Annotated in this window: 15 protein-coding genes; 4 read left to right on the top strand and 11 right to left on the bottom strand. The window is 42.9% G+C overall.

Annotation, left to right across the window (positions count from 1 at the left end; all coding sequences use genetic code 11):
• Nucleotides 1-4 precede the first annotated feature (4 nt).
• From K5677_RS03595 to K5677_RS03570, 6 genes are all read right to left on the bottom strand, one after another.
• Nucleotides 5-877, bottom strand: a complete 873-nt coding sequence (locus tag K5677_RS03595; protein WP_296724744.1) for a DUF4097 family beta strand repeat-containing protein — start codon at nucleotides 875-877, stop codon at nucleotides 5-7.
• Nucleotides 870-1,490 carry a DUF1700 domain-containing protein gene (locus K5677_RS03590; RefSeq protein ID WP_296724742.1) on the bottom strand — a complete coding sequence of 207 codons (621 nt, stop codon included), beginning with the start codon at nucleotides 1,488-1,490 and terminating at the stop codon, nucleotides 870-872. Before K5677_RS03590 ends, K5677_RS03595 begins: the two co-directional genes overlap by 8 nt.
• A complete protein-coding gene (locus K5677_RS03585) occupies nucleotides 1,477-1,809 on the bottom strand; it encodes a PadR family transcriptional regulator (protein ID WP_024860438.1) in 333 nt (110 codons plus the stop codon). The genes K5677_RS03590 and K5677_RS03585 overlap by 14 nt, the downstream gene beginning before the upstream one ends.
• Nucleotides 1,810-2,224: 415 nt before the next feature.
• Entirely contained in the window at nucleotides 2,225-3,340 is a 1,116-nt protein-coding gene (locus K5677_RS03580) for a PASTA domain-containing protein (RefSeq protein ID WP_296724739.1), read from the bottom strand.
• Entirely contained in the window at nucleotides 3,337-3,912 is a 576-nt protein-coding gene (locus K5677_RS03575) for a sigma-70 family RNA polymerase sigma factor (RefSeq protein WP_296724737.1), read from the bottom strand. The genes K5677_RS03580 and K5677_RS03575 overlap by 4 nt, the downstream gene beginning before the upstream one ends.
• Nucleotides 3,913-4,454: 542 nt before the next feature.
• Nucleotides 4,455-6,518, bottom strand: coding sequence for an EAL domain-containing protein (locus K5677_RS03570; RefSeq protein ID WP_296724734.1), 2,064 nt, complete (start codon nucleotides 6,516-6,518; stop codon nucleotides 4,455-4,457).
• 372 nt (nucleotides 6,519-6,890) lie between these two features.
• Here K5677_RS03570 and K5677_RS14420 point away from each other — a divergent pair, with 372 nt between their 5' ends.
• The 3 genes from K5677_RS14420 (at nucleotide 6,891) to K5677_RS03555 (ending at nucleotide 10,028) form a co-directional block, all read left to right on the top strand.
• Nucleotides 6,891-7,298: a hypothetical protein gene (locus tag K5677_RS14420; RefSeq protein ID WP_366848844.1), complete on the top strand. Its 408-nt coding sequence runs from the start codon at nucleotides 6,891-6,893 to the stop codon at nucleotides 7,296-7,298.
• Nucleotides 7,299-7,315: 17 nt separating this feature from the next.
• Nucleotides 7,316-8,071, top strand: coding sequence for a carboxymuconolactone decarboxylase family protein (locus K5677_RS03560; protein ID WP_296724732.1), 756 nt, complete (start codon nucleotides 7,316-7,318; stop codon nucleotides 8,069-8,071).
• Nucleotides 8,072-8,606: 535 nt separating this feature from the next.
• Nucleotides 8,607-10,028 (top strand): sodium:alanine symporter family protein, encoded by a 1,422-nt coding sequence (locus K5677_RS03555; protein WP_296724730.1) that lies wholly within the window; start codon nucleotides 8,607-8,609, stop codon nucleotides 10,026-10,028.
• A 613-nt stretch (nucleotides 10,029-10,641) separates the two neighbouring features.
• Here K5677_RS03555 and K5677_RS03550 read toward each other — a convergent pair.
• The 5 genes from K5677_RS03550 to K5677_RS03530 all read right to left on the bottom strand — a co-directional run bounded on the left by K5677_RS03550 (nucleotide 10,642) and on the right by K5677_RS03530 (nucleotide 14,357).
• Entirely contained in the window at nucleotides 10,642-11,568 is a 927-nt protein-coding gene (locus K5677_RS03550) for a hypothetical protein (RefSeq protein WP_296724728.1), read from the bottom strand.
• 181 nt (nucleotides 11,569-11,749) lie between these two features.
• Entirely contained in the window at nucleotides 11,750-12,010 is a 261-nt protein-coding gene (locus K5677_RS03545) for a hypothetical protein (protein ID WP_296724725.1), read from the bottom strand.
• Between the two features lie 54 nt (nucleotides 12,011-12,064).
• Nucleotides 12,065-12,229 (bottom strand): hypothetical protein, encoded by a 165-nt coding sequence (locus K5677_RS03540; protein WP_296724723.1) that lies wholly within the window; start codon nucleotides 12,227-12,229, stop codon nucleotides 12,065-12,067.
• Between the two features lie 171 nt (nucleotides 12,230-12,400).
• A complete protein-coding gene (locus K5677_RS03535; RefSeq protein ID WP_296724721.1) occupies nucleotides 12,401-13,183 on the bottom strand; it encodes an alpha/beta hydrolase in 783 nt (260 codons plus the stop codon).
• A 751-nt stretch (nucleotides 13,184-13,934) separates the two neighbouring features.
• The gene (locus K5677_RS03530; protein WP_296724720.1) at nucleotides 13,935-14,357 is read right to left on the bottom strand and encodes a hypothetical protein; all 423 of its coding nucleotides are present in this window, start codon (nucleotides 14,355-14,357) and stop codon (nucleotides 13,935-13,937) included.
• A gap of 94 nt (nucleotides 14,358-14,451) precedes the next feature.
• Here K5677_RS03530 and K5677_RS03525 point away from each other — a divergent pair, with 94 nt between their 5' ends.
• Nucleotides 14,452-14,784, top strand: coding sequence for a phage integrase SAM-like domain-containing protein (locus K5677_RS03525; protein ID WP_296724839.1), 333 nt, complete (start codon nucleotides 14,452-14,454; stop codon nucleotides 14,782-14,784).
• Nucleotides 14,785-14,878: the final 94 nt, after the last annotated feature.

The raw sequence follows: 14,878 nt of genomic DNA, 5'->3' as shown, positions 1-14,878 counted from the left end.
GCCTTCAGCGCGAAACATTATAGTTTACTGTCTTTGAGCCAACACCTGTATCTATATCCAGCTTGTACTTGCTGCCGCTGCCAACAAAGTCACTCTCGGGATTGGTAAGATTTACGATTATCTCACCTACTCCGCCGTCAATGTCAATGTCGCCGTTTACGGTTCCTGTGAAGTTCAGCTCACCTACCCCCTGGTCAGCCTCTATTCCGCCGAGAACCGCACTTGAAATATTTACCTCGCCTGCTCCGCCGTTGATATACAGCTTTTCATCGCACTTGATACCCTTAATATTCACTTCGCCTGCTCCGCAGTCAAAGCTTCCTGTCTCACATTCGATGTCCTCAAATGTCACCTCTCCTGCTCCGCATTCTATCCTGAATTTGCCGCAGCTGAAGCCTGCAGCGCTCGTCTCGCCTGCCCCAAGATCAAGAACAAAGCTTGCGTACTCCTTATCAGGGAGCTTTATATCAACAACTGTTTCGTTATCATCATTTTTGAGCCACGCAGGGAGCATACCGATATGTATCTTCTCATTGTCAAAATCTGTCGAGAATGTGTCGCCCTTTACATCCGCTGTAAACCCCTCGGGCACATTCTTAGCCTCAACATATATCTTATCGTCATTGCTCTTGCTTACGGTAAGGTCTGCCCAGCCTATTTCAAGGTTCACTCTCTCTACATCAGCTGCACTGAAGCTCTCGCTGAAGTCCTTTATCTTGCCGTGTCTCTTGAAATCGGTATTGTTGAAAAGGATAATTCCGGTAACCAGCAATACCACGCCTAAAATCAGAAATGTTATCCATACCCAGTTTCCGCTGCTCTTTTTCTGAGGAGCTGTCTGTATCTCCTGTGTTATCCCATTATTATTCTCATACATTTTCTTTTCCTCCCTTTTTGAATAATCCGCCTACCCATGTAAAAAGCTTCTTTATGCCTCTGCCGCAGGCAGGTATAGCTGCTCCGAAAACAGGCTTGCAGATAAGTATCACAAGACCTGTGATGATGAAGCCTGCACCCAATGCCATAAGAGCTATCGACGGAAGCTCAAAGAGCAATGCAATGCCGCCAAAGATAAGACCAATGCCTGCTGCGATGAACGCAATTACCAGTGAAAAAAGCACCACTATGATAACGAAAAGCATTACTACTGCTACGATAAGCAAAGGCAGCCATATTGGGAATGTCAGAACTCCGATAATGATGCTTGCTGCAATTGCACCGCCCGATGGCTTTTTCTTCTTCGGCTGAGGTGCTGCGGCAATATTCTGCGGTACAGGCGGCGGAGGCGGTGTGATACCGCTCTCGCGGAGAATATTCACTGCTACGTCCTCGGGCATTCCCATAGAAGCAGCAGTTTCCTCCTCCTTGCCGAAACCAGCGTCCATGAATACTTCCTCATAATATGTAAGCGCGTCGTTTATATCCTCAACAGGCATACCGCCTCTTTCAAGGCTGTTCCTTAATCTCGTCAGAAATTCAAGTTTGTTCATTGCTTTCAGCTCCCTCATTCAATAAAATACTATCTATCTTCTTTTTGTGGCTCCGCCATTCCTCACGGTATTCCTCCAGTGAATCGTTTCCCTGCGGCGTTATTCGGTAGTACCGCCTGTTCCTGCCCATGAACTCCTTATCATAAGTTTCAAGGAGCTCGCCTTTCTGCAAGCGTCTGAGGACGGGATACAATGTTGATTCCGAGATGTCCACAGCCTTTCGCAGATACTGGGTTATCTCATAGCCGTAGGTGTCGTTGTTCTGAACTATCGATAGCACCATAGCGTCGAGAAGCCCTGCATTGATAGAAAAACCCATAGTCCTTCTCCTTTCGTATTCAGTTATTATGCTTGAACTTGTTTTGTCTGTAATATTTTATCAGTTCCAATATTCAAGCTCTGACAATATTATACGGCGTATAATATTGTTTGTCAATACAATATTGTGATTTTTTAGTAACATTGTAGAGTTGCACAGTGAGAAGCTGATTTTGCTGTGCTTTGCATGGTAAATATTAACAAAAAGCAGTAAAAATGTAGGGGCTGGCGTCCCCGACAGCCCGTTAGTCTCACTTTATTTGTGGGACGTCGAGGACTTCCAACAGAAGCCGCGACCCTCTGTCCTTCGGACATCTCCCTACACTGTAGGGAGTCACCGTCCCCTACAATGGGGTTATTTCATCGGCGCCCCTATAATGAAAAAAGGAAGCTTTCGCTTCCTTTTTTCTGTGTATTTACTTTATTGCTTCAAATGCTCCCTCTATATCCTCATCAATTACAGTATAGTCTCCCTTATCAAAGTCAAGGATATAATGTCCCAGCTCTGCTTTTTTATTATTTTCAAGGTTTGTTAAATACGCTGTTGCTTCGCATCCATTCCCCTTTCCACTTATCTCTGTAAGAACCACATTCCCATACTCAGGCAGCACAAAATTACCGCTTGACTCTACCTTTGTTATTCCATCTCCGTCAGTCCATATAAAATCTACGGCATATCTTCCGTTTATGTCATCGGGAACTATAAATTTGTAGGTTATCTCACCTGCGGTATAGCCGCCCTTAGAAGTAAATAGGGTTACATTTCCTCCCGAAACCGCCTCATTTCCTGCCGCAGGATACTGTTCAACTACTGTGCCCTGCGGTTCGTTGGAAGGTATCTCATAAGTGTATACCTTAAAGTTCTTGTAGCCTGCCATAATGGAAGCGTCCTCAGCCATTTTTCCGATATAATCATCTACTGTGACGTTCTCACCCTCTGAACCCATGCTTACATATAATATCACAGTATCGCCCTGTTTTAGCTCGGTGCCTGCTTCGGGCTCTGTTCTTATTACATAGTTTGGCAGCACTTCGCTGCTTGACTGCTTTATAACTTCACAGTTAAGTCCGCGAATTTTAAGCTGTTCCTTTGCAAGCTCTGCATTCATAGCCGTGAAGTCGAGCATTTCTATTTTCTCTGCCTCAGCATTATCAGCTTCGGTGCCGTTATTAAGGTCTCCGAAAGTGTAATTGCTTTCCGGGAGTCGTTCTTCACTTACATCAATCAGCGGCTCCCATTTCTCATGTCTGAGAAGCATATAGCCTCCCGTACCAAGTCCTGCAACCAGCGCAAGGGCGGCGGCTAAGGACACTATCTTTTGCCATATGGGCTTTTTATACTGCTCAACGCCCGATACTTCATCGGCATGAGCTTCATTACTTTCGTTTGTTCTTTCATTATATATCTTTCTGCTCAACTTGAACATCCTTTCCTTTTCTTCGGGTGAAGCAGGACAGTCAGCAGCAATGCGTCTTATCTCCTCGTCGTCTGCTGTTTCAAGAGCATCAAAACCGAGTTCCTTATCGTTCATATATTACACTCCTTTATCCCAAGATTTTCCAGCTGCTTTCTGAGCCTGTCAAGTGCCCTGCCGCTGCGCACACGGACGTTTTCGGGCGTCATTGAAACAAGCTCGCCTATTTCCTTTGAGCTGCGGTCGAAAAAATACTTCTGCATGATTATGGTGGAATCAGGCTCGCCCAGTTCCTCTATGCACCTGAGCAGTGTACTGCGGAGCTCTCTGCGCTCCACGGTCTCAACTGTATTGTCTGGAGCCTCTATAGCCGCAGCTTCTTCGCTGTCAACTGAGACCGCAGGTACAGTTCTACGTGTAATGCGGTTAAAGACATTAATAGCCTTACGCCGCGCTACAGTTCCCACAAAGCCTGATATATCGCCGTTTACAGCCTTGCTCTCCTCATAGTATATGTATATGTCAGAGAAAACATCTCCCACACATTCCTCAATATCCTCGCGGCTTGCACAGCTTCGGAGCTTGCTGAAAATAATAGTGTATACATAGCTGAAATAACGATCAAAGATGGCTCTCTGAGCATTTTCCTTTGATTTTTCCGCTGCATTCTGTATTTCTTCATTTGTCATAGTTCATCACCTCTTGTAAAGCTTTAGCAATGCATTGTGTTGGCTTTCATAATATCTATTCATCAGCAGCAGGGGCTGCGTAACATTTCGGGATATATTTTTTTGTTTTTACAATAAAAGAGAGCGGATAATATCCGCCCGTTGAAAAAGTGTAGGGCTGGTGTCCTCGCCCCCCCCCGTTAAGGGACGCCTTCACTTGCAAGGCGTCCCTCTCCCGAAAACAATTCACTGGATTGTTTTCGGGATTCACCCTTGCGAAGCGCCTTCGTAACTGCGGGGTTACTCCCCACAGTGTGGGGAGATGTCGCACGGCGACAAAGGGGACGGGCTTGTTAAGCTTGCCCCCCCACCAGAGACGCTGTCTCTGGACTCTGCCAAAGGAACACAGTCCCTTTGGAATCCCGTTCATGGGCTCAGCAAGTTCTAGCGTTATATTATGATTTATCTAAGTGGCAAAATAAAGATATAATACCCCGAAGCATTATTAAACGCCTCGGGGCAATATCTGCTATATATTATATCCGACTAAACGCCGTCCCTTTTTAAAGTGTAAACTCTTTTCCGTTATACATTATATCAAAGGAAGTTTTATCTATGCTTATACGCTGGCGGTCGATATAATTGTTTATATCTATGGGCGTATCTACCTTTATATGTACCTCGGCTTCGTTATGGTGGATAGTGGTATCCTTCGTAAAGCCGCCTATGCCAAGAGCCTGCCTGCCCGATACGGTGAGACCGAAGGCTGCTCTGTCGATAGAAGTATCTGTGATGCCTTCAAGTGCCGCGATAGCCGAGCAGCGCTCCCCCTTTATGGTTATGAAGCAGCTGGCTTCTCTGATAGCAAACTCGGTCTTTTCGCCGTCAAGAGTTCCTATGCCCACAAGCTCGATACCCGTCATGAATACCTTTATTGAGGTCTTGAAAATAGTGATAAAATCGCTCTTGCCGATAGAGCCGATAGCCGTTCCTCTTGCAGAATTCATCTCCATACCGATGTCACAGTCGTGTATCACCATGTCGCTCTCGGCATAAAGAGCTCCGATACCTACGTTGACGTCGCCCTGTACATTCAGTCGGTACTGACCTGTGTTGATGTTGATAACGCCGCCGTTTCCCGAACCTATGGCAACTCCCTTTTCGCCGTCTGCATTAACGGTTATTCTGCCCGACTGCTCAAAGGTTATATCGCCGTGCCACAGTCCTGCTCCGTTGCCTATGCCGTAGAATTCCTTGCCTGTTACATTTATTTCAAGCCTGCCCTCACCTGCTATGGTGAGCTTAGATGACTGGGGAACACGTATTCCGCCCATATCCAGCTTGTTATCGCCGCTGAGCACAAGTGTTACCTCGTTGTCCTCACCGATATCTATGCAGGGCTTGTTCTTTATAGTGCTGAGCCATGCGTTTTCAAGAGTTATCCTGCCTCTGTAGCCCTTTCGCGTTTCAATGCGTATCTGGCTGTCAAGCTCTGTACTGCCCTCGACACTGATGTCGCCGCTGCCGTTAGAACCGACTATGACGCATTTCATACCTGTTTTCATAAGTCTTTCGAGGATTATGCGCTCGGATATATCGGCAATATATACCTGCTGTCCGATACCGTCCTCACGCTCCTGATGATAGCGCTTTATCATCTGCTTGATGTCCTCGGGGATAGAACTGATTATCTCAGGTGCAGGTCTTGCCGTAAAATAACCTTGTATCAGGTCTGCTCCAAGAAGTATTACGGTATGGAGCTCTTTCTCGGTCTCAACACCCTCTGCCAACGCAAGAATGTCATTTTCGTGGCAGAAATGGATTATTTCTCTTACGAAATGGCGCTTTTTCGAGCTGTTCTGAATATCAGTAAGCAGCGAGCGGTCTATCTTTACGAAGTTTGGCATATAGCGAAGGAGATTGCCTGCATTTGAATATCCTGAGCCGTAATCGTCGATAGCCATTTTTACGCCCATATTCCGGTATCTCTCTTTAAGAGCCTCAAGTCTCTCGTCGTCTATCTCTGTCTGCTCGGTCATCTCGACAACCGCAGTATCAGAATGCTTCAGAAGCATTTTCGTTACGCGCCTGAAATCGTCCATACCCAGTCTGGCTTCAGGGATACTGTTTATAAATACCGACCTGCCGAGGAAATCCTCCTTTCGCAGGTCTATTATGCCGAGTACATTGAGGAATGTTCCGCGCTCAATATCGGGAAGTCTGTTGACAAGTGTCGCATACTTCAATATATGGTAGGGGGTGAGCTTCATACTGCTCTTAGGTCTCATAAGAGCCTCATAGGAGAATATTTCGCCGTCCTTTGCACTTACAATAGGCTGGAAATAGTAATCGAAGAGGTTTTCGTCGATAATATGCTCTGTTTCCTGCAATTCAGCACGTTCGGTCTCTGAAAGATTAGCAAGCTTATGTCCTGTGCTGCTGTTTTTCAGACCTATGAGCATCTCAGCGAGAGTATCCGCGTCGTCAATTATGAGCTTTCCTGCATCGTCGGCATGATCACGGCGATACTGCTCAATAAGCGCCGTTCTTTCGCTGTCCGTTGAAATATCTTTAAGTCTGCACAGCAGCTCATGTATCCACAGGCAGTCATTGCTCTTTTCCGACATGGTACTCCCCCCTTTACTTACAGAATACAGCTTTGCACATATTATATCATTTTTCCTTTTAATTTTCAAGTCATTTAAACAAAATCATCTAAAATTTACAATCGCTTAAAATTTTCATGGTCATTATCCTGTGATTCATAAAAAATTGAATTTAATCTCCAATGTCAAAAAAGTATTTACTGTGCTCAGTGATATGCCTATTTGTAATAACCGTCTATGCCAAATAAGTATTTGGCATAGCTGTGTTTCTATGGTATAATATTTATGTACCAACTAAATCATGAATCTGATATGTCTGAACTTCAAGATTTATTTGCCACATCAATATAAAAATGATCAAACATTAAATAATATAATCAAGGAGGTATAACCATGTTAGGCAACTTTTCATATCACAACCCCACAAAGCTCTATTTCGGCGAAGACTCCCTCTGTTATCTGAAGGACGAGCTTGCAAATTACGGCAAAAACGTTCTGCTGGTCTACGGCGGAGGCTCTGTCAGGAAAAATGGTATTTATAGTCTGAAAAAATTTGCACGTTTCGCTGTGAATGTATGGGGCATCTCTCCTGAGGGCAAGACCGATGAACAGCTTGCAGAAGCCGGTCTTGCGGCTATGGAAGGCTGGATGAAAGAGCTCGGGCTTGTAATGAAGATCTCAGAGCTGGGTGCAGCTGATGAAATGATAGAAGGCATTGCCGACGCTACACTTATCCTAAATGGCGGATATAAGGTACTTGACCGTGACGAAATAGTAAAGATACTGAAAGCAAGTATGTGACATAGGAGGAAAATAAAATGGCTGAAAAGATAGTACAGACCGCAGGCAGAGAACAGCTCGGAAAGTTTGCTCCCGATTTTGCCCGCTTCAATGATGATGTGCTTTTCGGTGAAAACTGGAACAATAACGACATTGACGTGAAAACACGCTGTATCATTACCATAGTTGCACTGATGTCTCAGGGAGTGACAGACAGCTCCATGAAATACCACCTGACGAATGCAAAAAATCACGGTGTATCCCAAAAGGAGATAGCCGCAATAATCACTCACGCTGCATTTTACACAAGCTGGGCTTTTGCATGGGCTGTATTCGGACTTGCAAAGGAGGTCTGGAACGAAAATATACCAGTTCAGACCGACAAGGACAGGTTTCAGAATGAGATATTCTTCCCTATCGGCGAGCCGAACCCTTATGGCAAATACTTTGTGGGACAAAGCTATCTTGCTCCCGTATCGGATAAGCAAATTTCTATGTTCAATGTGACTTTCGAGCCTAAGTGCCGCAATAACTGGCATATACACCACGCTACGAGCGGCGGCGGTCAGATGCTCATCTGCATAGGCGGCAGAGGATATTATCAGGAATGGGGCAAGGAGGCAAGAGAGCTTCACCCCGGGGATATAGTTAATATCCCTGCGGAGGTCAAGCACTGGCACGGTGCAGCTCCCGACAGCTGGTTCTCACATCTGGCTATTGAGATAGAGGGCGCAGACGGCAGCACAGAATGGTGTGAGCCTGTTTCTGACGAGGATTACGGAAGTCTGAAATAACAAACGCTCCTACTGCGGTATCGGTAGCAGACTTTCAATGCTTCGGAGGCTTTTTTGCCTCTGCCGCACCTATCTGATTTTCCCGTGACCAAATAGATTTTTAGAAATGACATTAAAAGCAGCGACCACTGAGAAACATTCTCAGTGGTCGCATTTCATATCGGTGTTATCAACACCCAAATAGGGGATTCCCCGACCAGTAAGCGTTTGGCGGACTGCCAAATGCGATGCCGGCAATTTTTTTAATTCGCATTAAGGATAGCGCGCAAAGGGCGGTTCTCACAGTTAAATAATTGATTTTGTATGATTTACGTTCTTCGAAACCCAAAGCCTATGCTGACAGATATCCCGCAGTTTCGGCTGTGGGAGCTTTTCAGTATATCGTCTTTTCTGACGCTGTTCTTACAGGCTGCATTTATATATCATGGCATATGGAAATACCACGGACAAAATCCAAATATGTACATATATTCGATTGACTTTCACACAAAAGTATGATATAATTTTAACGAAGTTTGAAATAGGAGATGTGTCAATGGATAAGATCAACGATATAATCAGTCAGATTGACAGCTATGTGTGGGGACTCCCGCTTATTATCCTCATCATGGCTTGCGGAATATTACTTACATTCAGGCTAAGGTTTCTGCAGGTACACAAACTTGGCAAGGCATTGAAGTACATGGTGAAGAATGAAGAAGACGGAAACGGAGAAGTATCGAGCTTTGCGGCACTTTGCACAGCTCTCTCGGCTACTGTCGGAACGGGCAATATAGTCGGAGTAGCAACTGCTATTTCGGCAGGCGGTGCAGGAGCACTGTTCTGGATGGAGCTTGCCGCATTTTTCGGTATGGCTACAAAATACGCAGAGGGACTGTTGGCGGTAAAGTACCGTATAAAGGATGAGAACGGCAATATTCTCGGCGGACCTTTCTATTATATTGAAAACGGACTTGGAAAGAGCTGGAAATGGCTTGGTAAGATGTTTGCGGTTTTCGGACTTCTTGCAGGTATCATGGGAATAGGCACTATAACCCAGATAAATGGTATCACATCAGCAGCAAATAATTTCTTTGATCCACAGAAAATCCATACAGTTTCAGTATTGGGAATGGAATACACATGGACTACCGTAATAGCAGGAGCTGTCATAACTCTTCTGACCGCACTTATCGTTATTGGCGGAATCAAGCGTATCGCAACAGTTTCAGAGATAGTAGTTCCCGTAATGATAATTGCATATGCAGGCTGCTGTCTTACCATAATTTTCTGTCATATATCAGAGATACCCATGGCAGTATCATCGATAATCAAAGGTGCTTTCAGCCTTAAAGCCGCTGTAGGCGGTGCGGCAGGAACTGTCATGATGTACGCTATGAAAAGCGGTGTTGCAAGAGGTATCTTCTCAAACGAAGCAGGCCTCGGCTCTGCCCCGATTGCAGCCGCAGCCGCTAAAACCAAAGAGCCTGTACGTCAGGGGCTTGTAACAATGACAGGAACATTCATCGACACTATTATCGTCTGTACTATGACAGGACTTGCCATAATCATGTCAGGAAGCCACAACACCTCTGAGCTTAAAGGTGTTATGATAACTATGGACGCATTCGACTACGGTCTGCCGTTCAGCGAGAGGATATCCTCGTTCATACTCATGTCGTGTCTTACGGTGTTTGCATTCACCACCATACTTGGCTGGAACTATTATTCAGAGCGCTGTCTTTCTTATCTTACAGGCGCTAACATGAAGGTAACAGTGGTATATCGTTGGGTATACATTGCCGCAGTTTTCATAGGACCATACCTTGCAGTTGAAGCTGTCTGGAATCTTGCGGACATATTCAACGGACTTATGGCGATACCTAATGTTATAGCGATAATTCTTCTCTCGGGAGTTATAACCTCTGAGACAAAGGATTATCTAATAAGGCTAAAAGCAGGAAAAGTAAAGGAATAAAAACGAGTCTTCATATCTAACGTGCAAGCAATCTGCTGAATGATTCGGTTCTTCTTGTTGTTGATGACACAAAGCCTGATGAATCTAAAAACATGAAAAGGCGATAAATGTTCTTCAGCGAAGGGCACTCGACAGCAAATCTGACTTCTGTCAGGTATCGTCCTTATTTTTTATGAGATTTGAGTATTTATATAGAGCTTACATCGTATCTTGACCCTATACAAGTTCTTATGTCAGAGACAGTTTATCTTTTATTATTTGTAAGCTCTTAAATCCACTATGTTCAGATGGAAAGCCAGAAATAATTGCTTCCATCGTTTCGGAACTCCAGTAAATCATTAGTTTTTTCTTTGTGCGAGTTATCGCTGTGTAAAATACACCTTTTGTTATTATTTCGGTAAATAAAACCTCCGAAGCAGTGTTTCTTCTATTATACACTACTTTGGAGGTTTACACAAATTTTAGGATAGACTCGAAAAGTATTAGAAAATTTCAGAGTAGTTTTTCTATTCTGTTACAAACTCATTCGAAAATCCATGATAAAAAGTATTATGGTGGCTGCTTCAATATTTCTTTAGCTGTTTTTGAAGCTTTTTTCTATTGATTTACTGTATTATTCACCTTCAAAGAATATATCGTCAACACGCCAGTCATTGAGCTCATCGACCCATACAAGATGCATAGTCTGCTGCTCGGTCACGCCCTCATAACCAAGAGTAAAACGAACGAGTATTTCATTATCATTCAGTTTTTCAGCAGATGGACAAGTTCTTCTTCCTTCTACCCATGAATTACATTTTCTGCTGTAAAGATCATTCTTATAAGTGAAATATATGCCGCTTAAGAAATCGTTATATGAAACAGTTCCGTTGTCTATTTTCTCTGTGAGCTCAGCTGGAACTATATCGTCTTTGCTTCCGGGAGCCCAGAAAGCGTGCAGATGCTTATTTATTGCATCAGCTGAACAGTATTCTTCGTCTGTTATTTTCCATGCATCAATTGCAGGTACATAAGAACCTTCAGCAATTTTAAAGCTTACACTCTCCTCTTCGTGCTCAACATATCCGTTAGGTATCTTTAACCATTCATTGTAATTGTCGAGCCACTCCTGTGCGAATGCATCCATATCAGCAGGCCCATGTCCTTTATCAGAAGCTGCTGTTGTGATCTCCTCGGGTGCTGTTGTCTCAACGAAAGCAGTCATTTCAGCTGTAGCCGGCTCTGTTGCAGCTGATGCAACATTTGTTGTTATAAGGCTTGTTGTCGTAGTTGCTGTAGTGGTATGAACCGCAGCAGTCTCTATAGCTGATGTTGATGCTGCTGTGGTGGTGATTTCCGCAGCAACAGCAGCAAAATGCTGGCTGTTCTTGTCCATCTTTTTACCAAGAGCAACGCTTCCGCCAATTCCTCCAACAATGATTGCGAATGCTGCTGCAATTGCTGCATATCTGTGGTGTTTATGACTTGTGTACTTGTCTGTACCTCTTGCCTCTTTGCCATTCTGGTTATTGTAATTTGCATTATACTTATTGATATTCATAGAAAACATCCTCTCTTTTTCATAATTTTTAAATTTAGGACGCTGGCTGCTTTATGCACCATACTCATCGCCCCTGTTGATCGCTTTGTTTTTGATACGTATCATCGCTTTCATAATATACACTCGCACACAAGATCTCAAATAGGACAAAAAACTCAAAAAAATTTTTAGACTATAAAATTTATGGTATTTTCTTAATCTGCAGAGAAAGTTGCAGATGCCAGTACATAGCCTTATGTGTGAATCCCCATGCCATAGGAAATACAGTCATTTTTCTGTACTTATTCGGTGCCAGAACAGGTGCTATATCAGCTGGATAAAGTTCTCCGGACATGATAAGGCTCTTTCCGAGCTTAACCGCAATCTCCTGAGCTAAGGACATTTTCTTATCTTTATAAGAACCTCTGCCATTTCTCTTGCCTCTATGCGCAATGACGTACACATGAAGCTCACCTCAAATCGCGGCAAAGCAGAAAATACGTTCTGTTTTGTTGTATCATATGAAGATACATTTTTCAAGATAACAGAAGGACCGCCAGTAGGCGGTCCTCATGGATAAATCATTGATTATGGTTATCTGTGTTTTATGTACGCATCTCACGATATATACTCCTGCAATAGCTCTCATGATAGCGTTATACTTGTTCTTATCTTTGAACAAGGATTCATAGCTCTCCTGAGACTCTGTATAGTTCTCCATAGCGGTTGAACTGAAGATCTGAGGGAAAAACTTTCTGTGAAGATAACAGGATCTGTTGTCTTGATTGACCTGAAAAAGGCCTATACCGCTGTAGATGAGGAAGCTGCTCTGGAATCTATTGACGAATTTGCATCAGCCCGGGACAGTAAAATCCCTATCAAGTACCTTTAACATAAGCTCATTAAAGCGTTCTTTCTGTACAATATTACATACATGACCACATGAAGCCATCCGTATCATCCTACCGCAGGTGCTCTTAGCTTCACGTACTGTTCGACGCAGAAAACAGGAGTCAAGCTTACCGGAAATATATATATTTTCTGGATGATGTTCCTTTTCAAATACCTTGCTGAAACGAAAAGCCTGATTGAAAATATGCATATATAACCTGAATTCCTTTTTATTCAAAGCGATAGCACATTTACGAAAAATACTTCTGCTCTCCTCATTACGCTTACCAGGCATAATGATCCAACTGAAAACATGGTAAATTGCCGCAAACGGAAGCTTGTCACCTATTTTTGAAAAAAGATGAGCACATCCGTAAAGCAATGCATTTACTGTAGCCACTGCACCGACCAAGATTCCGAAGTCAACATATTCAGGATAAAACGCTTGAATATATTTCACAAAAATCGTACCAAGTGATACTCCCATAAATATAGCATGGCGTATAGAATACTGATCGCATACAGCAAGTATTTCCCTGCTTATCGCGTCCAAACTTACCTCAAGCTGTGAAAGCTGCAAATTACCTTCATTATGACTTGGAAGATCAATAGTAAGAACATTGTAATGTTTTGAGAGCAGAGGCAGCTGATATTTCCAAATACGTGAGTTACCTCCGAAACCATGTAGAAGAACGATTGTCTCCGTATTGCCGTCCTCAGCAGGATAAAATGTATTATGCAACATTTATATACCCCTCCCACATATTTAATATACATAATGTATTCCCCTTGCAAACATTATAGCATCAATCATTTTGCCTGTCAATAGCTTATTTTCAATATTCAAAAATTATTCAGGTTTTGATAACAGGTAATATGGCTCTGTAGATATAATACATAAAGTATAATCAACTTTTAGAAATATTTAAAGCTCCCGTAAGGGAGCTGTCTTCTTTAATATCGTTATACTGCCTTTTAATCGGTAAGCGCCAACCATTCCCAGTCGCCAGTAAAAATAAAAGAGGATTGTATTGACAGTCCTCTAATTTTATATGCCGTGAATAGTTGGCACTTGAGTACGACAATCATAAGTATAGTGGTTTACTTGAAGAGAGTAACAGCCAAGCCGGTGGAGAAAACAACTGAATAACGTATTTTGAAAAAGCTCTAAAGCGATTGCTTTAGAGCCTTTTTTACTTAGCGAAATATACCTTGTTACACTTCACTATATAAAAATGTAAAGATTTGTATAATAAGATTAAGGTCAAAGCATATCTCATAATACTTTCACGACTCTAAAAACGGTACAAGTGTCGTAGTAAGTGTCGTAGTGCTTTATGCAGCAAAAATGGCTGCACTCCAATTTCCCGAAATACAGCCATTTATTCTGGTGGAGCATAGGGGACTTGAATTGAGCAAGAGCCTTTCTGCAACTTTCAGTAAAATGCGAAAATGGCTGTGTTTAGCGGATTTCTGCGATTTGAATTTTAGTGACTTCAAGCGAATTTTGACGGTTTTTGGTACAAATAAGTGGTAAACAAGTGGTTGGAATGGCAAGTTTCCCAACCCTCAAGCGAAAGCTGAAACAGATCATATAATGCAGAGTATTCTATTCTTATTGGATAGCCGTGCATATTCTCATATACTGCCGTTCTCGTTTTATTGGAGTAGATTATTTCCTTCCCCTCTCTTATCGCTATAAGCAGCAGTCGAATGTCAGCTATGAACTTGTCATTGTATTCATGATTTCTTGAAGGCACTGATATAAGATAATCGTTTAGCGGTATATCAGGAACATCACCAAGATCGTCGATCAACTCCGCAGTTTCTTTTTCCGAGAGGAACAGCTTCCCGTATTTACTGCTTATAATAGCTCTTATATATACGCTCTGCTTCTGATAACCGTGTACGGAAGGCATAGCCCTGCTTTTTCAAAAGTTTATTTATGAACAGCATTTTTATCGAAAAATATACTTCTCATATCATTCGGCATAGACTCAAGTCCCCAAGCGTATATATCCTGCGCTTGGTCACAAGCGACTGGACAAGATAACGTCACGCGACATACAAAAATTCATCACCGGTCTGCTTGTGAATGAGAAAAACCTGAACAATGGTAAGGCACTTTCAAGGAAAACGGCTGTGCATCACCTGAATTTTATAAGCGATGTGTTCAACTGTGCTGTCAGAATGGGTATGATGACGGACAATCCTTGCAGGCGCGTAGTAGTTCAGAAAACTGAACAATCGGAAAAGGAAATATACACTCTTGACGAGGTTAAAAAGCTGTTCCGCAATCTGCCTAATGTCATTAAGCTAAGGAAAAACAAAATAGTCACAGGGTGAACAAAGATCCTGTGACTATTTTTATGAATATAATGTAAATTTTTGCAAAAAGGTATTGACAAAAAGCCGAAAATGTGCGGCGAAGCCAATCAGA

The sequence above is a fragment of the Ruminococcus sp. genome, assembly GCF_024684275.1.
The sequence above is the reverse complement of the archived record's forward strand: the minus strand, read 5'-3'. Positions and strand labels throughout refer to the sequence as shown.

Excerpts from the sequence above, each read along its gene's own strand:
- K5677_RS14420 (WP_366848844.1), top strand. The coding sequence starts at position 6,891 with ATGTTAGGCAACTTTTCATATCACAACCCCACAAAGCTCTATTTCGGC.
- K5677_RS03555 (WP_296724730.1), top strand. The coding sequence starts at position 8,607 with ATGGATAAGATCAACGATATAATCAGTCAGATTGACAGCTATGTGTGG.
- K5677_RS03590 (WP_296724742.1), bottom strand. The coding sequence starts at position 1,490 with ATGAACAAACTTGAATTTCTGACGAGATTAAGGAACAGCCTTGAAAGA.
- K5677_RS03580 (WP_296724739.1), bottom strand. The coding sequence starts at position 3,340 with ATGAACGATAAGGAACTCGGTTTTGATGCTCTTGAAACAGCAGACGAC.
- K5677_RS03575 (WP_296724737.1), bottom strand. The coding sequence starts at position 3,912 with ATGACAAATGAAGAAATACAGAATGCAGCGGAAAAATCAAAGGAAAAT.
- K5677_RS03585 (WP_024860438.1), bottom strand. The coding sequence starts at position 1,809 with ATGGGTTTTTCTATCAATGCAGGGCTTCTCGACGCTATGGTGCTATCG.
- K5677_RS03560 (WP_296724732.1), top strand. The coding sequence starts at position 7,316 with ATGGCTGAAAAGATAGTACAGACCGCAGGCAGAGAACAGCTCGGAAAG.
- K5677_RS03535 (WP_296724721.1), bottom strand. The coding sequence starts at position 13,183 with ATGTTGCATAATACATTTTATCCTGCTGAGGACGGCAATACGGAGACA.
- K5677_RS03530 (WP_296724720.1), bottom strand. The coding sequence starts at position 14,357 with ATGCCTTCCGTACACGGTTATCAGAAGCAGAGCGTATATATAAGAGCT.
- K5677_RS03570 (WP_296724734.1), bottom strand. The coding sequence starts at position 6,518 with ATGTCGGAAAAGAGCAATGACTGCCTGTGGATACATGAGCTGCTGTGC.
- K5677_RS03550 (WP_296724728.1), bottom strand. The coding sequence starts at position 11,568 with ATGAATATCAATAAGTATAATGCAAATTACAATAACCAGAATGGCAAA.
- K5677_RS03595 (WP_296724744.1), bottom strand. The coding sequence starts at position 877 with ATGTATGAGAATAATAATGGGATAACACAGGAGATACAGACAGCTCCT.